This is a genomic window from Mycolicibacter nonchromogenicus, assembly GCF_002101775.1.
Lineage (GTDB): Bacteria > Actinomycetota > Actinomycetes > Mycobacteriales > Mycobacteriaceae > Mycobacterium > Mycobacterium nonchromogenicum.
Genome location: NZ_LQPI01000023.1, coordinates 20915 through 38979 on the forward strand (window position 1 = coordinate 20915; position 18065 = coordinate 38979).

12 protein-coding genes and 1 tRNA gene are annotated in these 18065 nt (G+C 66.5%); 5 read left to right on the forward strand and 8 right to left on the reverse strand.

Features of this window, described 5'->3' with window-relative positions; all coding sequences use genetic code 11:
* Positions 1-32: 32 nt before the first annotated feature.
* From AWC18_RS02495 to AWC18_RS02510, 4 genes are read right to left on the reverse strand one after another with little or no spacing between them, the layout of a single operon-like run.
* Complete coding sequence (locus AWC18_RS02495) at positions 33-1118, reverse strand: zinc-binding metallopeptidase family protein (protein WP_085137447.1); 1086 nt, start codon at positions 1116-1118, stop codon at positions 33-35.
* Positions 1111-2043 carry a transglutaminase family protein gene (locus AWC18_RS02500; RefSeq protein ID WP_085137448.1) on the reverse strand — a complete coding sequence of 311 codons (933 nt, stop codon included), beginning with the start codon at positions 2041-2043 and terminating at the stop codon, positions 1111-1113. Before AWC18_RS02500 ends, AWC18_RS02495 begins: the two co-directional genes overlap by 8 nt.
* Positions 2040-4685 carry a circularly permuted type 2 ATP-grasp protein gene (locus AWC18_RS02505; protein ID WP_085137450.1) on the reverse strand — a complete coding sequence of 882 codons (2646 nt, stop codon included), beginning with the start codon at positions 4683-4685 and terminating at the stop codon, positions 2040-2042. Before AWC18_RS02505 ends, AWC18_RS02500 begins: the two co-directional genes overlap by 4 nt.
* On the reverse strand, positions 4685-8017 hold the full coding sequence (locus AWC18_RS02510; RefSeq protein WP_085137452.1) for a transglutaminase family protein: 3333 nt from the start codon (positions 8015-8017) through the stop codon (positions 4685-4687). The genes AWC18_RS02505 and AWC18_RS02510 overlap by 1 nt, the downstream gene beginning before the upstream one ends.
* 175 nt (positions 8018-8192) lie before the next feature.
* Here AWC18_RS02510 and AWC18_RS21400 point away from each other — a divergent pair, with 175 nt between their 5' ends.
* Together AWC18_RS21400 and AWC18_RS02515 are read left to right on the forward strand one after the other, a co-directional pair.
* On the forward strand, positions 8193-8804 hold the full coding sequence (locus tag AWC18_RS21400) for a hypothetical protein (RefSeq protein ID WP_131810638.1): 612 nt from the start codon (positions 8193-8195) through the stop codon (positions 8802-8804).
* 195 nt (positions 8805-8999) lie between these two features.
* Complete coding sequence (locus AWC18_RS02515; protein WP_064997181.1) at positions 9000-9392, forward strand: hypothetical protein; 393 nt, start codon at positions 9000-9002, stop codon at positions 9390-9392.
* Here AWC18_RS02515 and AWC18_RS02520 read toward each other — a convergent pair.
* Positions 9393-9466 (reverse strand) — tRNA-Leu (locus tag AWC18_RS02520).
* Positions 9467-9474: 8 nt separating this feature from the next.
* Positions 9475-10734, reverse strand: coding sequence for a tyrosine-type recombinase/integrase (locus AWC18_RS02525; RefSeq protein WP_165757967.1), 1260 nt, complete (start codon positions 10732-10734; stop codon positions 9475-9477).
* A gap of 143 nt (positions 10735-10877) precedes the next feature.
* Here AWC18_RS02525 and AWC18_RS02530 point away from each other — a divergent pair, with 143 nt between their 5' ends.
* The 3 genes from AWC18_RS02530 to AWC18_RS02540 all read left to right on the forward strand — a co-directional run bounded on the left by AWC18_RS02530 (position 10878) and on the right by AWC18_RS02540 (position 13311).
* A complete protein-coding gene (locus AWC18_RS02530) occupies positions 10878-11075 on the forward strand; it encodes a helix-turn-helix transcriptional regulator (protein WP_085137454.1) in 198 nt (65 codons plus the stop codon).
* A gap of 133 nt (positions 11076-11208) precedes the next feature.
* Positions 11209-12777, forward strand: coding sequence for an AICE element replication initiation protein (locus tag AWC18_RS02535; RefSeq protein WP_085137456.1), 1569 nt, complete (start codon positions 11209-11211; stop codon positions 12775-12777).
* A 75-nt stretch (positions 12778-12852) separates the two neighbouring features.
* Positions 12853-13311: a transposase gene (locus tag AWC18_RS02540; RefSeq protein ID WP_420093297.1), complete on the forward strand. Its 459-nt coding sequence runs from the start codon at positions 12853-12855 to the stop codon at positions 13309-13311.
* Between the two features lie 34 nt (positions 13312-13345).
* On the opposite strand, the gene AWC18_RS02545 is transcribed toward AWC18_RS02540, so the two are convergent.
* Positions 13346-14236 carry a hypothetical protein gene (locus AWC18_RS02545; protein WP_085137458.1) on the reverse strand — a complete coding sequence of 297 codons (891 nt, stop codon included), beginning with the start codon at positions 14234-14236 and terminating at the stop codon, positions 13346-13348.
* A gap of 780 nt (positions 14237-15016) precedes the next feature.
* On the reverse strand, positions 15017-18031 hold the full coding sequence (locus tag AWC18_RS02550) for an MMPL family transporter (RefSeq protein ID WP_085137618.1): 3015 nt from the start codon (positions 18029-18031) through the stop codon (positions 15017-15019).
* Positions 18032-18065: the final 34 nt, after the last annotated feature.

Sequence of the window (18065 nt, forward strand, 5' to 3'; positions counted from 1 at the left end):
CTGGTCGGCAAACCGCGACCCCGAGCGCAGCGCTAACCCAGCTGCTGGCTCTGGGTATCGACCGGCGCGCCGACCTCAGCCAGCTTCGCCGGGTTGGAGGTGATCTCGTCGATCACCGTGTGGATGAACCGCATCTTCTCCAGAACCCGTGGCGGAAGCACGAACGGGTAGATGTCGTCCTTGCCCATCGACCGGTTCAGCTGGTTCAGCGCCCAGGACAGCGGCAACCACTGGTCGATCATCGTGTCGAAACTGCTGGGGCCCAGCACCCTGCGTTCGTAGGTCGCGGTGGCCGGCGCGAAACCGAACGCCGCCGCGGTGTCGAGGGTGTCACGGATGTGCAGGTAGTGCGCGAACGTCTCGGCCCAGTCCTCGGCGGGGTGCATGGTGGCGTACGACGAGACGTAGTCGTTCTCCCAGCCCGCGGGGGCCCCTTCGCTGTAGTGCCGGTCCAGCGCGGCCTGGTAGTCGGCCTCGGGGTCGCCGAACAGTTCGTGATAGCGCTGCAGGTAATCCTGCGAGGTCCCGATCAGCCGGTACTGGTAGTAGTGACCGATCTCGTGGCGGAAGTGCCCCAGCAGAGTCCGGTACGGCTCGTCCATCGAGATCCGCAACTGCTCGCGGTGTACGTCGTCGCCCTCGGCGAGATCCAGGGTGATCACGCCGTCTTCGTGGCCGGTGAACACCTTCTCGGACTGGCTGGACAACAGATCGAAGGCCAGGCCGAACTCCGGGTCGATGTCGCGGCCGACGATCGGCAGTTTGAGTTCGTGCAGTTCGGCGATCAGCCGGCGCTTGGCCCGCTCGGCGTGGGCGAACGCCGCCAGCGCGGCGGTGTCGGCGTCGTTCGGGCGGGTCCGGGTCAATGCACACGACACACACAACTTGGGGATCGGACTCTTCTCGACCAGCCAGTTGCATTCGGCCAGATGCAGATTCGCGCACAGCTGGAACTGGCCCTCGTCCACCGCGCCCGCGTGTTCACTCTCCGCGGCGGGCGCAATCACCAGCAGTGCCATGTCGTCGAGCGAAAACCCCAGCGCGCTTTGACAGCTCAGACACAACGAGTTCTCGAACGACAGCCGTTGGCCGCAGTTGGGGCAGGTGAAGTCACGCACGGAGGATCCCCCCGCTATACGGGGCGACGTCGACCGACACGTCGATCACACTGCTCTCGGAGTCGGTGTAGATGATGCCCCGCAGCGGCGGTATATCGGCATAGTCGCGACCGAATCCGACCGTCACATAACGTTCGTCGACCATCTGGTTGTTGGTCGGGTCCAGGCCCAACCACACGTTCTGTGGTGTCCACACCGACGCCCAGGCATGCGTCGCGTCCACTCCCACCATTCGTTCCTTTCCCGGAGGTGGGTCGGTCGCCAAGTACCCGGAGACGTAGCTGGCGGCCAGACCATTGGCGCGCAGGCAGGCGATCGCCAGCCGCGCGAAGTCTTGGCATACCCCCTCCCGCGCCGCTAAAACCTCGCTTACCTGGGTGGATACCGTTGTCGACCCGGACCGGTAGGTGAAGTCACTGTAGATCCGCGACGTCAGGTCGCGCAGCACTTCGATCAGTGGCCTTCCGGGGGCAAAACTCGGCGCGGCGTAAGCACGTACCTCGTCGGTGATCTCAGCCGGCTGAAGGTCGAGGGTGAACTCGGTGGCCAGCGCACCGACGGCGCCGACGGGCCGCGCGTTCTCCCACGGCGCTCGCGCGGACCGCCCCTCGTACAGGTCCGGCGCCGGAGGGTCGACTTCCACAACGGAGCGGCTGGTGACGACCAGCCGCTGGTGCTTCTCGATGACGTGGAAGTAAGAACTGATGTTGCCGTAGCCGTCCCGGCTGGTGGAGCTGTCCTCGGGCTCAGGCTCGATGACCAGCTCGTAGAACAGGCAACGCTGCCGGGCGGAGTCGCGCGGGGTCAGGAACCCACGGCCGTAGGAGCTCGTGACCACATCGGAGTACCGGTACTCGGTGCGGTGGGTGATCTCGTAGCTGCGGCTGTTCGCGGAGGCGGTGGGGCCGTCGGGGAACGCGGTCACGGCATCACCCGCCGCTCATCGGGTCCCCACAGCGGCTGCATGTCGCCCGGCAGGGACAGGTGGACGGTGGTGATCACCGACGACAGCTCACGCAGATCGCGGTGAATGTCCGACATCAGCTCGGCGAGTTCTTCGCGCCGCCCCTCGGCGGTGACCTCTTCGAGTTCGGCGGGCTCGACCCGGCGCAGTCGGGCGGCGATCTCGTCGACCATCCGCTCGGGACGCGACGACCCGGTCGACCCCGGCAGCGCCTTGAGGTGCGCGCGGAGCAGTTCGAGTTGGTAGACCAGCGAGCGCGGGTTCTCCACATCGAACAACACGAGCTCGGCGACCCCGGCGATGCTGATCTTGCCGGGGTTGCGCCGCCGGTAGATAACCAGTGATTCGCATGCCACCAACGTGGATTCGGTGATGGTCTGCTCGGCACCCGGGGTGCGGACGGTGCTCAGCGTGGAGCGCAGCAGCGCCGTCAGCGCCTGGCCGCGCTCGATGCGCTTGCCGATGTCCATCATCGTCCAGCCGACGTCGCGGACCACCGACTCCGAGACCACCCCGGACAGGGCCAGCATGCACGCCATGGTCAGCGTGTTGGTCGAGGCGAGGAACGCGTCCCCTTCGGCCCGCGAATCCGGCGGCGTGTCAGGGGCGTTCAGCAGGGCCCGCTCGGCGGCGGACAGCACCATCCAGGTGTCGTTGGACATCTGGTCGCGCACCGCGCGCGCGGCCAGCCCCAGCCGCTCCACCGACTGGGCGAGCGAACCGGGTCGGTGCCGGTCGGCGGTCAGCGCCCACAGTGTGGTCGGCGCGGTGGCCACCATCTCGGCGTAGTCGCCGCCGGCGCCGGTGTCGGTCCCGGTCAGTTGTCCGAGCGCGGTCAGCAGCACCGGCACGCATTCGCTGCCGTCCATCGTTCTGCGGTAACGGAATTCGTGATAGCGCTCGCGGGTGACGGTCAGCAGCCGCGCCAGCTGCTCGGCGCGTTCGGCGTAGCGGCCGATCCAGAACAGGTCCGACAGCACGCGTGGCGAGCTGACCTCCTGGGTGGGACTGGCGTTGGCAAGCGCCGGCAACACCGGAACTTCGCTCGGGATCTTCTCCGCGGTGACCCGGCTCGCGGTGCGAACCCAAACGTCTTTGGCGGCAACGGTGTCGAGCTGGTATGCGGACGGGCCCTCCGCCAGCAGGTAGCCCAAGCCGCCGATCATCGGGGCATACCCGCCGCGCTGGGCCACCGTGAACAGCCGCATCCCCACCGCAGACGACGACAGGCCGCGGGGCAGATAGTCCGACGGCGCCGAGGAGAACTGCGGGAGTTCCTGACCGACCCACTGCCACGGCGTCGCGGCGATGCGGGCCGCCAACTCATCGCGCTGCGCCGCCGACAGCGTCGGCCCGGTGATCGGCTCGCCGCCGGTGACCGGTTTGATCAGCAGCGAGGACAGATTCGCCAACAGGTGCGAGCGTTCGGAGTCGATGCCGCCCCAATACAGCGGCGTGGTCGGCAGCAGCGGCGTCTCGCCGAGCAGGGCCGCTGCCAGTTCCGGTAGAAAGCGGAGCAGGCCCGGGCTTTCCAGCACGCCGCTGCCCAGGGTGTTGACGACGGTCACCGCGCCGCGGCGCAGCACCTCGACCAGACCGACCACGCCCAACCGCGACGAAGCCCGCAGATCGAGGGGATCGGCGTATTGGGCGTCCACCCGGCGCAGCACTACGTCCACCCGCTTCAGGGTGCCCATCGAGCGCATCCACAGCTTGCCGTCGCGCACCACCAGGTCGGCGCTCTCCACCAGCGGCAGACCCAACACGCTGGCCAGGTAGGCCTGGTCGAACGCGGTCTCGGAGTGGATGCCGGGGCTGAGCACGACGATGACGGGTTCCTCGGCGGACTCGGGGGCGGCTTCGACGAGGGCCAGTCGCAGCGCCTGCGCCCACGGCGAGGCGGGCCGCGGCCCGATCTGCTCGTAGAGGTCTGGGATCGCGTGCGCCACCACCCTGCGGTCGGCCAGGGCATACCCGGCGCCGGACGGCGCCTGGGTCCAGTCGGCGTTGACCACGAAATCCCCCGACGCGGTCCTGCTGACGTCGCAGCCGTGCATGAACAGCTGGTGCCGACCGGGCACCTCGATGCCGCGGGCCGCCCGCACGTACCCGGGGTGGGCGAACACCAACTCGGGCGGCAGCACCCCTCCGGTGATGCAGCGGCGCTCGCCGTACACGTCGGTCAGCACGGCGTCGAGCAGCCGCGACCGCTGTACCAGCCCGGCCTCCAATTGGTCCCAGTCCGAGGCCGAGACCACCAGCGGCAGCGCGTCGAGCTGCCACGGCACCGCGACGATTTCCTCACCGTCTGAATCAGACCGCACGTAGGTGATGCCGTCGTTGTCGACAAGCCCGCGCACCACCTCGCGCAGCCGGTCGAGTCCGCCTCGGCCGCGGTCACGTACGCAGTCGGCGAGTTCCTGCCACGCCGGGCGCACGTCGCCGGCCGCGTCGACCAACTCGTCGTAGCCGTCGGAGGGCTGCGGTTGCACGTCGAACAGCACCTGCTGCGCGCGCATGCTGGCATACGGCGTCAGCGGGTTCTCAACGTCGGTCATTCCGGCACCGTCGTGCTGGTCCGGAGAGGTTGCGGGGAAGGCCATTACTGCAGAACGGTACGCACTCGCCGCAGATCCAAGATGCCCGGCGCGCCTACGTCCGTCGATTGTCGGGCCTGCTTCTCCTTCAGCGCCGCGAGGTCCACGGTGCCGGGCGTGAAGCCGGTGGCCTCGAACCGCCGGGCACGACGGGACTCGGCCTCAACCGCGTTGACCGGCGGCGTGTCGTAGGAACGCCCCCCGGGATGGGACACGTGATAGGTGCATCCGCCGCGCGACACCCCGCTGGCGGCGTCCACCAGCTCGAACCGCAGCGGCCCGTCGACGGTGATCGACGGGTGCAGCGCACTGGGTGGCTGCCAGGCCCGGTAGCGCACTCCCCCGACCTGGACGTCGGGGTTGTCGGTGGCCAGCATCGGGACCGGATAGCCGTTGACGGTCACGATGAACCGGTCGCGGTCGGCACCGATGAGCCGGACCTGCAGGCGCTCCACGGAGGAGTCGACGTAGCGGGCGGTGCCGCCGGCGGTCGACTCCTCACCGAGCACGTTCCACGGCTCGATCGCGCCGCGCAGCTCGATCTCCACCCCGCCGAACACCGCGGTGCCGATCCTGGGGAACCGGAACTCGGTGAACGGATCCAGCCAGCTGGTGTCGAACTCGATGCCATGCGCACGCAGATCGGCGGCGACCTCGGCGATGTCGTGGATGAGGAAGTGCGGCAACAGATATCGGCCGTGCAGGTTGGCGCCGTGGCGGATCAGTGGGGCACGCAGAGGTTCGTCCCAGAACCAGGCCACCAGTGAGCGCACGAGCAGCGACTGCACCATCGCCATCTGCGGGTGCGGCGGCATCTCGAAGCCGCGCAGCTCGAGCAGGCCGAGCCGGCCGCGCGCGCTGTCGGGGCTGTAGAGCTTGTCGATGCAGAACTCGGCACGGTGGGTGTTGCCGGTGATGTCGGTGAGCAGGTGGCGCAGTGCCCTGTCCACGACCCACGGGGAGACATCGGTCTTCGACAGCCGCTCGATCTCGGCGAACGCGATCTCCAGCTCGTACAGCGATTCCGGTCGTCCCTCGTCCACCCGCGGCGCCTGCGAGGTGGTGCCGATGAAACGGCCGGAGAACAGGTAGGACAGCGACGGGTGGCGCTGCCAGTACGTCAGCAGCGACACCATCAGGTCGGGCCGGCGCAGCAGCGGTGAGTCCGCGGGGGTGGTGCCGCCGAGGGTGATGTGGTTGCCGCCTCCGGTGCCGCCGTGGGTGCCGTCGACGTCGAACGCCTCGGTCGACAGGCGCGCGAGCCGCGCCTGCTCATACAGCGTCTCCAGCTGCTCGCGTTGCTCGGCAAAGCTCGCGGTGGGCGCGACGTTGACCTCGATCACGCCGGGGTCCGGGGTGATCGACATGGACTTCAGCCTCGGGTCGGCGGGCGGGCCGTATCCCTCGATCACCACGGGACAGCCGATCGCGGCAGCGGCCCCCTCGATCCGGCCGATCAATTCGACGAAATGCTCGAGTTCGTCGGTGGGCGGCAGGAACACGTACAGCAGCCCGTCGCGGATCTCGGCCACCAGCGCGGTGGTCGGCACCCACTCGTCGTCGTCATCAGAGGTGACGACCGCGGCCGCGCCGCCGTTGCCGACCGGTCCGCCCACGGTGAGGGCCGGACGGAGGTGCAGCGGGTCGGCCTCGAACGACGGTTTGGGCGGCTTCCAGCTGATCGAGTTCAGTGGCAGGCGCAGACCGGCGGGCGAATCGCCTTCCAGCAGCACGATGCGTCCGCGCCGCAGTTTCCAGTCCGCGCTCGCCCAGCCCGGCCCGTCGTCACGGCGGTGCAGCGGCAGGACGAACGCGGTCGGTTCGGTGACCGATTCGTCGAGTCGGGCCAGCAGCGTGGCGCGCGCGTCGGGGCTGTCTGCGTCGAGGTCCTCGCCGGCGGGCACCGGCTTGCCCTCGGGTTGCCGTACGGCAGCGGCCAGCCGGGCCAGCGCGTCCTCGTAGGCCGGGCGGACCTGGTGCCCGGGCAGGCCGAACCCGCCGGCGATCGCGGTCAGCAGTTGGCGGCCGGCGTCGGGTGCGATCGCCCTGGTCTGGGGCTGCTCCGGCCACGGATCGGCCAGCAGTGAGTCGTCGGTCCACAGCGGTTGGCCGTCGGCGCGCCAGTACAGCCCAATCTGCCAGCGCGGCAAGGGTTCTCCGGGATACCACTTTCCCTGGCTGCGCTGCACCAGGCCGTGGGGCGCCCACACCTTCTTGAGCCGGGCCGCCAGCGCGGAGGCACGCTGGCGTTTGTGCGGCCCGTCGGCCGCGGTGGTCCACTCCGGGTCGACCTGGTTGTCGATGGACACGAACGTCGGCTCCCCGCCGACGGTGAGCCGGACGTCCGCGGCGGCCATCCGCTCGTCGACGCGGGCCCCGAGCGCGTTGATCGCCAACCAGCTGGCCTCGGTGTAGGGCAACGTGACGCGCGGATCCTCGTGGATGCGGGTCACCACGTTGCTGAATTCCAGTGTCGCCTCGCACGGTCCGGTCGCCCCGGTGATCGGGGCCGCCGACTCGGGATGCGGGGTCGCCGACAGCGGGATGTGCCCCTCGCCGGCGAACAGTCCCGAGGTCGGGTCCAGCCCGATCCAGCCCGCACCGGGGATGTACACCTCGGTCCACGCGTGCAGGTCGGTGAAGTCGGCCGCCGGACCCGACGGGCCGTCGAGAGCCTCCACATCCGATGTCAGCTGCACGAGGTATCCCGACACGAAGCGTGCCGCCAGGCCGAGTTGGCGCAGGACCGACACCAGCAGCCAGGCGGAGTCACGGCACGACCCGATGCCGGTGCGCAGCGTGTAGTCGGGGGTCTGCACGCCCGGCTCCATGCGCACGGAGTAGCTGACGTCGGCGTTGACGGCGCGGTTGAGCGCGACGAGGAAGTCGATGGTGCGGATGCCAGGCTCGATGTCGAAATTCTTCACCCACGACTGGGCGAGGTCACCGGGACCGGAGTCCTCCTCGCCCTCGTCGACGGGCCGCAGATACGGTTTGAGGTCCTCGGCCAGGCTCTTCGGGTACTTGAACGGGAATTTCTCGGCGTAGTCCTCGATGAAGAAGTCGAACGGGTTGATCACCTTCATGTCGGCGATCAGGCCGACGGTGATGGTCAGGTTGCGCGCCCGGGTCGGAAACACCAGTCGTGCCAGGTAATTGCCGAACGCGTCCTGTTGCCAGTTCACGAAATGGTCAGCCGGTTCCACCTGCAGTGAGTACGCCTCAATCGGCGTGCGCGAGTGCGGCGCCGGACGCAACCGCACGACATGCGGATGGATCTCGACAAGCCTGTCGAAGTTGTAGCTGGTGCGGTGCTCCAGGGCCACTTTGATCCCCATAGCGGCCAATCCCACCACACTTCCCCCGGCGGCCGCAGTATGCGCCGACCTAACTCACACAGCACGGCCGACCAACCGGCCCCGCGGATGTAACACCCGCATTACCAACGGTTGACGTGCCGAGTTCGCCTCATTTTCTGGGCCGATCCGGATATGGTGTCGGCGAGGAGCGGCAATGACACAACGCAGCAGACGAGCGTCGCGGATTTTACTGTGGGTGGCGATGTGTGGCCTGCTGGCGTCGTGCGCCATCGGCCTACCAGCCGAATCCAGGCCAAGCGACCGGCCCATTACCAAGCTGACCAAGGCCATGCTGGTCGACCCGGCGTCGTTGCCGCAGCTCGACGGCGGAGAGTGGGCGGTCGGGAAAATCCGATCGGAAGATCAGCCGCAACCAACGGACAAATACGTTCCAGCTGAGTGTGCACCTCTGTACGGGGAGGTGCAACACACCCAAAGGAGTTCGGTTCGCTTTCGTGGCGGACCGTCTGGTCCGTACGTCAACTTGTGGTTGTACGTAACGCCGCAGCCACCGGACGTGAAGACCCTGCTGTCCCAGTGCGGCACGGTCAGCTACAGAAGCTCGGGACCGTATCCCCCGCCGAAAGTCAAACCCGTTACTGTGCCGGAAGTCCCACCTTGGGCAGTGGCGGTAGACAAAAACGAGAACGTGCACGTCATGGGTTCGTATCGAGGTGTCTTTCTCAGCGCTGATTCTTCCGACGGTCTTACCGACGTAGCGGTGAAAGTCTTCAACGAACAGGCAGCGAAACTGGCGGCCGCTTAGGCTTCGCCGTCGCACTGTGCCGGCCGTGATCCCGCGGCCTGGCGGGAGAGAAGCTACGAAATTGAGCCAACAAGTCCGAAGCGTGCCTACCAATCTTTCCCCGGCGCACCCCTCGCACCCCACGGCGCAGCGCGACCGTGCTACGGGTACGCGGCCGTCGCGCAAACCGGGGGGATCGACCGCGCCGGAGGCCCGGTGACCGCCCACGAGCTACCCGACGAGCAGGTACCGGACTGGCTCTCGCGCGACTCGTCCCCGTGGTTCGAGGAGCCGGCCGCCGCCGCCCTGGCCGGCCTGGCCGCCCCGACCCGCCGGTTCGTGGCCGACGTGACGGCGCTGCCGGGACCGCCGACCCGGTTCCTGCGCCCCGGATCCCCGACCGGGGACCTGATCCTGGTCCGCGGGACCGTCGGGGTCCAGCTCGACGAGGAGATCGAGATCGTCGTCGTGTTCGGTCCCACAGGGGCCGCCGAGTACGGCCACCGGGACCCGGATCGGCGCTTCGACCATGCGCTGGGCCCGGTCCGGGACGCGCTCGCCGGGCAGGCGGGCGAGGGCCCGACACCTTCTCTACCAGTCGATTTGTAGTGCCCCCAGTCGGACTCGAACCGACACTGTGCGGATTTTAAGTCCGCTGCCTCTGCCAATTGGGCTATGGGGGCTTTGCAGCTCAGCGGGTTTTTCGAGTCATTTCGTCCTCAATCTGACGCGCTAAATACCGCAGTGATACCGCAGTGCTATCGATGGCCTTGCCCAGAGCATCGGCCACGCCGCTCAAATCGTCGTTGAGCAGGTGGCCATAACGGTCAAGCGTCATCGACGCGGTCGCGTGCCCCAGGAGTCTCTGCACGACCTTGACGTTAGCGCCTGCGCTGATCGCCAGGGACGCCGTGGTGTGTCGTAGGCCGTGGGGTACCAACCCTTCGATCCCAACTTCGTCGCACGCATTGTCGAACGCCCAGCGATACTCGCCGAGCGGCAAGAACCCACCTTTGCGGCTTGGAAACACCAGATCATTCGGGTCGGTGGGTAGTTCCGCCTGGAGCCGCTGCCACACCGGTTCCGGCACTGGCACATGACGATCCCGCTTCGTCTTGGTGGTCGACTCGACGATGCCGCGACCGGTGACCGCCGTCGCCGACGACCTCACGGTCAGAACTCGATCCCCCACATGCCGGCGTCGCAGTGCGACGGCCTCACCGAACCGGAGGCCGCAGTACCCCAGCACCAACGTCAGCGTTTCGAATCGGTCTGCGGCCTTGGCCAGCAACAGCAGCTCGGCATGGCTCAGGTAGCGCCGCTCACGCTCGTGTTGTTCAGGTAGATCTTCGTCCCGCTTGATCTCTAGTGCGACGTTCTTCGCAACCTTGCCGGTCCGTTGGGCGTACTTGAGGACCGCGCCGACCAACTGGTGCGTCTGAGTGATTCGACTTGCCGATAGACCGGATCCGCGCTGCCCGCCATCGACTGACAGCGCCCCCAGCCACGTTGAATAAGACTCGTAGTCAAGCCGTTTCAGCGGGACACTTTCCCACCTCGGCAAGATCACGGTATCAAGCAACGAGCGATAGCCTGCAACGGTTTTCGGCTTTCGATGCTGTTTGGTGGCGAACCACTGCTCGGCGACCGATCCGAACGTCTCTGAACTCTTCCGCGGATCGACATACTCGCCGCGGTGAACATCAGCGGTCAGCCCATTGAGGTAAGCCTGCGCATCCGGCTTGCGCTGGAAGATCTTCGTGCGCTCGGCGCCCGTGCTGTCGACCCACCGGACACGCCAACGCGAAACCTTGCCGTAGACAGCAGAACGTTCCGTCCGCATGGTGCCGTCCGGTTCCTTGACGCGCTTGTGCCAGCGGTCGTCGATACCCGCGCGCTCGTTCCGCGTGATCACGCCTCGAACATACCGCAGTGAATCCGTGGCACTCATCCGCTTTGCTTTCATGGCTGGAGCGGCGACTCGACAGAGCACGAGCAGATTGCAAACGAATATGACTGTGGTGGTGGACAAGAAGCCGAGACCGTTCGCACTCTTAGACCATTAACGGAGATGTTCGATTCAGGAGGAATCGCATGGAACTGCTCGACGCAAAACAGGTCTCGGAGATGACGGGTGTCCCGATCGGCACCCTGCGCTACTGGCGCCATTCTGATATCGGCCCCGCAAGCTTCACGCTGGGACGGCGTGTCGTTTACCGCCGTGATGAGGTGTTGCGCTGGATCTCGCAGCGCGAGACGGCAACGCGACGCGGAGGCGGCGACGCCGCGTGATGTCCGAACACGAGAAAGACCTCGGGGACTAGCCGAGGCCTTTCGTTGAACCACCCGATCGCTCGACACGGAAGTTCGTCATGAGAGTAACTTGTTCTGCCCGACGACAGAAGCGCCTCGGGCAGGAAAACCCGTGACCGCCAATGGCGAGACGGACAAGAAGTCGGTAGCCGCGCGCTTGGTAGCCATGGCACAGGAGCGTTATCTCCTCGGCGTTTCCGAGGACGGTGAACCCTTCGGCGCCGAACGCACGCGGCCGCACCTGGCGATGTTGCTTCGCGCTGGCAAGGCCGGCCTGCGTGCCGAACTTGCTTCGCGCTACTTCCACGACACCGGCACTGTCGCCGGCGGCCAGGCACTCACCGACGCCACGTTGATCCTCGAGGGCATGGCCGCCAGCAAGGCTCCGGAGAAATTGCATCTGCGCGTCGCAGAACTGGACGGCACCAACTACATCGATACCGGACGACCTGACGGCAAGGTGATCCGCATCGCCCAGGGACGTTGGATGATCACCGATTCCGCCCCGGTTCGTTTTCTGCGAAGCAAGCTGACGGCTGCGATGCCACTGCCGTCGGTGGGTGATTTGAATCGACTCTGGGATTTCGTCAACATCAACGTCGAGGACCGACCCGTCCTCGTCGCGGTGCTCGTCGCCGCGCTCGTCCAGTGCGATGTCCCGCATCCTGTGTTGGCCCTCTTCGCCGAACAAGGCAGCGCCAAGAGCACGACGACGCGCATGCTGGTCGATCTGATCGACCCCTCCCCCGTCCCGTTGCGCCAAGCGCCGCGCGATGCTGACTCTTGGGTGACCGCGGCATCCGGGTCGTGGGTAGTCGCGCTCGACAACTTGTCGGCCATCCCGCCGTGGCTGTCGGACTCGCTGTGCCGAGCCGCCACGGGCGACGGCAACGTCAAACGAGCGTTGTACACAGACGCCGACCTAGCGGTCATCAAGTTCCGTCGGTGCGTCATCATCAACGGCATCGACGTCGGCGCGGTGCGACCCGACCTTGCAGAACGACTGGCGACGGTCGACCTGCGACGCATTGATCGCCACATGCGACAACCAGAGGCCACGATGCGACACCAGTGGCGCACGGCTCTACCAGGCATTCTCAGTGGGCTACTCGACCTGGCCGCCCAAGTCCATCAACGGCTCGAGACCATCTCGGTCGATGTGTCGCCCCGGATGGCGGACTTCAGTCGCACGCTGGCGGCCGTTGACGAGATTCTGTCGACCAATGGCTTCCGTCGTTACTTGTCGCGCGCCAACCAACTCTCCGAAGACAGTCTGTCCGCCGACCCGTTCATCGAACGGCTACGCCAACACATCCAAGAACCACTCATCGCGGGATCTGGAGCGGACCTGCTGGCGGCAGTCACACCGGCCAGCGACACCTGGCGAAGGCCCAAGGAGTGGCCCAGGAACGGTCGGGACGTCACAGCACTTCTAAAGCGGCACGCACCGGCGCTTCGAAGCCTTGGCTGGGTGATCGAAGACGATGGCGCGCGGAACCACCGGAACGTGCTGCTGTGGACCGTTCACCCGCCCGCCCAAGATGTGTCGGCAGATCAAGCCTCGCAACCCTCGCGCCCCTCGCTGCTACGGGATAGCCGCATCGGATTGGCCAACGCGGAGATCGCGCCGGACTCACTTACTCGAGAGACTGCCGAAGACCTGGCCATAGAAGCCTCCTGAGTCACCGACCGCCAGCACACAATGCGCTGTCTTGTCGGTGCCGGCGAGCATCATCGGAGATGGAACCGGGAGGCGATGGTCGTGAGTCTCGAAGACGACGTGAAGAAACTGGCCGACGAGACCGTTGAGGACTGGCCCGACATCCAGTTCTCCGGCGACTTCGACAAAGCAATCAGGGACCTATTCCGATCGCACTTGCGATTCCCGCCATCCTGGTCCCAGGACGAGTGCGACGAGTACATCGCAGAGAACGCGGACATGGCCGCGACTCGTTTGATCACCACGCTCGACGACGTGATCGACACCGTTATTGATGGCTATGAACGCCAACACCGGATCCGACCCCACCACGACGACGCAAGCGAAATGATCAAGGCCAAGCGTCGATCGGCAATTCACGAGCTGGAGTGGGACATCGAGGACCTGGCAGCCGAACTCGCCGGATGGTCCATTCATAGCCTCGGTCGTGCCGTCGCGAGCATGACCGGATGCAGTCCTGCCAGCCGAAGACACCGCCGTCGCAGGACACGCTGAGCGACTGCCGTCTGGTACGTGGGCGAGAATCTCATCAACTACGTAACGGATGAACGGCTTTCGAGAGTTCTCTCGCGGCCGTCAGTGTCGGGCGATCCAGTTTCTTGAGTCGCGCTTGTTCTGTCACGCGCGCTAGCAACGCGTGCAGCGCCTCGTCGTTCTCGAGCAAAATGTCGACGGCGTGGAGCGGCGTGATGGGCGCCAGCTCCGGCCTCGCGGACGCCGCGGTCGACTTAGAGGAGGCAACGGTTTTCTGCACCTCGACCACTCGTATGGGTGACCCGTAGCGCTCTGCGGCCGTACGCGCCGCCGAGGCGTCACGTCGGCACGTGTCGGAGCAGTACAGCCGACGACGTCCGCGTCGCGGCCCGTCGTCAAGATCAAGCATCACTGCCTCGCAGCGGACACACCGAGTCGGGTCGTAGGAACCGGCGCCGTTGTCGTCACCGCTGGAGGAACGTCGATCGGCGTTGTCGGACAGTGGGTCTCTGCTCTCGAAATCCCCGCCTCGCGGCACGGAGCGAGCAGACCGCGTACCCGCGCCCGAGATGCCCGCCATCCCGCGTCCTCCATCGTCTGCGGTGCGAGCCCTGCGCAGCGCGACTTTGATCTCGCGAACATCGACATCGACGAGCGCAGCGATCTTGGCCAAAGTCTCGCCCCGGTCCCTCATCTGCTCGACGGCAGCCTGCAGGCCGGCGAGGTAACCTGCACGCCTTCTAGCCCCCTCAGCGCGGACACGCTCCTGCGCCTGATCGAGTCGCACCCGTTCCCAGGTATCGACAGCCCCAACTCGGTGCAGCGTCAGTCGAATCGTCGCGGCAGCATCGGCATTGGCGCGCTGACGCCGAGCCCTCTCTTCGTTCATTTTCCGCTGCGCTTCACGGGCTCGGTACCGAGCCCGAAGCTTCTCATTCGAGTTCATACGTTGAACATAGAAACGTGCGGACGGATCGGTCCACGACCACAGCCACATTCATGCCGACGAACGCCCATGATCCGAATCTTCACGCCGCCAGGCCTGTCGACCCACTGAACGTTCCAGCCGACTAGGCCTCGGCGCCATGCCTCTGCCCCAAGCGTCTCCCCGGCGTGCTCGACCACCCGATCCACACACCTCTTGCATTCTGGCCCCTTGCCGGCCACTAATCGCCGGACGAAAGGAGGTCTTGACGCCCGGGCGGTGACTTTCAATGGCGTCGCATTGGCCCCCGCGCGACGCCCGAAGCACGAAGCTGGGGGATGGGATCTCTCCAATCCCCCGCCGCGCCTGAAGCCACTACAGTCTCGCGTGACGTAGACCCCGGGCGCGGCGCCGTTTGGCGAGGATCAAGACCTCACCTGTGCCATGGAGAACACGCTCCTGGCTCTCTTCGCAATCAGCGAGACAGCACAGCCAGCCGCCATGAGTCGCGCGAGGAATGCGAGGTCTGGACACGCACTCCGTCTTTCAATTTCAGCCCTCGACGCACTCGCAGGTGTCTACCGCAGCACCCGCTGGGCTGGTGTATGCAAATCCGCTTACGCCAGCGGTGGTAGGCCATTGACGAAGGGGTCTGCACAACGCAAGGCTACGACTGCAATGGGGCGGCATACCTGGTCCCATGCGGAGTTCAACCCACCTCAGTGCTGCAACGCCGTGCCAGCCGCTCATCATCCGTCTGGGGCTTCTCGTCGCTGCGCGCCGTAAGCCCCTGCGTCGACGCTAGCCAGTGCGTCTGCTGGTGGGGCGTTGCGGCCACCAGCTGGCCTCGCGGAGCAGGACGGCGATGGCGGGGACGGTGAGGGTGCGCACGATGAAGGTGTCCAGCAGCAGGCCGCAGCCGATGATGAATCCGGCTTGGATCATGATGGCGATGGAGCCGACCATCAGCCCGAACATGCTGACCGCGAAGATTATGCCGGCCGAGGTGATCACCGAGCCGGTGCTGGCCACGGTTCGTAGGACCCCGACGCGGATGTTGCGGGTGGATTCCTCCTTGAGCCGGGATACCAGGAGCATGTTGTAGTCCGCGCCCACCGCGACCAGGATGATGAACGCCAACAGTGGTACTGGCCACGCGATTTCGTAGCCGAGTCCCCATTGAAAGACGAGCACTCCGATGCCCAGTGAGGCGGTGTAGTTGAGCACCACGGTGCCCAGCAGGTAGAGCGGGGCGAGCAGTGCGCGCAGCAGCAACACCAGGATCAGACCCACGATGAGGAGGGTGGAGGCGGCCAGTTGGATGAAGTCGGCGGTTAGGAGGCGCTGAATGTCGGAGTTGACTGCCGGGAATCCGGCAACCGAGATGCGGGCTTGTGCCAGGGAGGTGTTGGGTCGGGCGGCCTCGGCGACAGCGACCATCTCGTGGGACAAGTTCATGGCGGCCGCGCTGTAGGGGTCGTTGCTCGATTCGATGAGGAACCGGGCGGTCTTGCCGTCGCGGGAGAGGAATTGTTTGGCGACGTCGGCGAACTGCCGGTTCTCGAAGGCGTTGGGCGGCAGGAAGAAGCCGCTGGAGGTGTCGGAGCCGGTGCTGGCGCGCGCTGAGTTCTGCAGCTGGGTGGCGATCTGGCTCATCCCGCTGAGCATCTCGATGTTGCTGTCAGCCAGGGTGTGCACACCGGTGGCCAGAGCTTGGGCGCCGGAAGCGAGTTGGCTGATGCCGTCTTGGAGTCGCCGGACGTTGCCAGCCAGGTCGGCGGGGTTGCCGAGTGCGCCGAACGCGTTGTCCAGCGAGGTGACCGCGGTCTGGACGTCGGCCAGGGTGTCGGCCACGGATGCGTTCTCGCCGAGGTGATCGCCGAGCCCGGCGACCTGGGTGAAGAACCCGGCGTTGCGCAGCGTCGCGAGGACTTGGACTTGGTCACGGATTTGGGCGCACTGCGGTGTGGTCGCGCACCACGGCGAGGTGTTCAAGGCGCCCACCAGGGGGTCGATGGTGGCGATGGCGCCGTCGGCCTGCTCAGCGAGGGGGCGGAGCCCCGGGCCAGAACGCAGCGCCCGGTCGACCGCAGGTGCGGTGGCCGAGAGTTGGTTCAGTAGCGGCCGGAACTGGTCCACCTGTTGTCCGGCGGTCTGGGCCTGGTCGAGGATTCCGGTCAGTGGGGTCAGCGCGGTCCGCAGGGTGGTGTCGAGTTGGGCGAGGCCGCCGGCGAGTTGGTCCGCGCCGCCGGTGAGCTTGGCCAGGTCGTCCTTGCGGGCGTTGCCGTCGTCCACCGCGCCGGCCATCTTGTCGCCGATTTGTCCGTTCTGCCAGCCCAGTTGGGCTTCTTCCAGGCGGGTTCCCGCGGGGCGGGTGACCCCGGAGACCTTCGTCACGCCGGGGATCTGTGCGATGCGCGAGGCCATCTCGTCGAGGTCGGCCAGTCCCTTGCCGGTGCGCATGTCGGTCGGGGATTCCACGACGACGAATTCGGAGATGACGACGTCCTTGCGGAAGTGCCGGTCCAACAGCTGATAGCCCTCGTTGCTGGCGGTGGTGTCGGGTTGTCCTTTGCGGTCGTCGTAGCTCAATGTCGTCGTCATGGCGGCCGCTGAGAGTGCTAGCAGGATGACCAGGCTGACCAGGAGCAGCGGCACTGGTTTGCGCACCACCGCCACGGCCACCGAGTTCCAGTAACGCCGGGTTCGGTCGGACTTGGGTTCGCCGATACCGCGTTTCGCGGCCAGCGACAGCACCGGCGGCAACAGTGTCACGGTCGCGACGAACCCGACCAGGACGGCCACCGCGCAGGCCGGTCCCATCCCGGCGAACACGCTCAAGTTGGCGAACACCATGGCGGCGAACGCAAACGCGACCGTGGCGGCCGAGGCCAGGATGACGCGGCCGATGCTGGCGGTGGCGTGCTCCACAGCCTGATCGGGGGCGACCTGCGCCCGGCGCTGTTCGTGGTAACGGCTGATGAGAAAGACGGTGTAATCGGTGCCTGCGCCTAGCAGGATCGCCGTCATGAAGGCCACGGTGAACTGCGACACCGGCATGCCCAGCTCGCCCAGCGCTGAGAGCACGCCCCGCCCCACAGCCAGACTGATGCCGATCACCAGCAGGGGCAACAGCGCGGTGAACACCGACCGGTAGACGATGAGCAGGATCAGCGCGATCAAACCCGCGGTGGCGATGGAGATGAACAGCAGATCGTGTTCGGCCTCGGCGATCTGATCGCTGAACGTCGACGGCGGACCGGTGACCTTCGCCGTCGTCGAGAATCCGTCGAATGCGTCGGCGACGATGGCGCGGACCGCGGTAACCGACTCGGCGGCAGCGGGGTCACCAAGCGTGCCGGCCACCCCAACGGGCAGATACCAGGCCTTGCCGTCCTGGCTAAGCGCCTGAGCAGCGGTCACCGGATCGGCCAGCAGGTCCTGAACCAGCAGCACGTGCTCGGTGTCGGCACGCAACCGCGACACCAGATCGGTATAGCGTTCCCGCGCCGACGGCGTCATGCCGGACTGGTCCTCCATCGCCACGAACAACATGGTCTTGGAGCCCTGCTCGCCGAAGGCCTCGCTCATCCGGTCGATGGTCTGGAAGGACCCGACGTCGCGAGGGATCAGCTGCACCGACTGCTTCTGCACCACCGTTTCCAGTTGCGGGAACAGCAGGGCCAGAATCACCGCCAGTCCAACCCAGGCGCCAATCACCAACGCCTTGTGCCGCACGGTGAAACGAGCCAGCGCGCCGAGACGCTCGCTGTATTCGCCGGAGGTCTTGGCAGCCGAGATGGCGCGTTCGCGCACCCGGGTAGCGGCGTCGTCGTTGGGCGCGTCCGCT

What these genes read in the sequence shown, in the direction of transcription:
- AWC18_RS02540 (WP_420093297.1), top strand. Translation starts at nt 12,853, where the DNA reads ATGGTCGTGAGTCTCGAAGACGACGTGAAGAAACTGGCCGACGAGACC.
- AWC18_RS21400 (WP_131810638.1), top strand. Translation starts at nt 8,193, where the DNA reads ATGACACAACGCAGCAGACGAGCGTCGCGGATTTTACTGTGGGTGGCG.
- AWC18_RS02525 (WP_165757967.1), bottom strand. Translation starts at nt 10,734, where the DNA reads ATGAGTGCCACGGATTCACTGCGGTATGTTCGAGGCGTGATCACGCGG.
- AWC18_RS02505 (WP_085137450.1), bottom strand. Translation starts at nt 4,685, where the DNA reads ATGGCCTTCCCCGCAACCTCTCCGGACCAGCACGACGGTGCCGGAATG.
- AWC18_RS02530 (WP_085137454.1), top strand. Translation starts at nt 10,878, where the DNA reads ATGGAACTGCTCGACGCAAAACAGGTCTCGGAGATGACGGGTGTCCCG.
- AWC18_RS02545 (WP_085137458.1), bottom strand. Translation starts at nt 14,236, where the DNA reads ATGAACTCGAATGAGAAGCTTCGGGCTCGGTACCGAGCCCGTGAAGCG.
- AWC18_RS02510 (WP_085137452.1), bottom strand. Translation starts at nt 8,017, where the DNA reads ATGGGGATCAAAGTGGCCCTGGAGCACCGCACCAGCTACAACTTCGAC.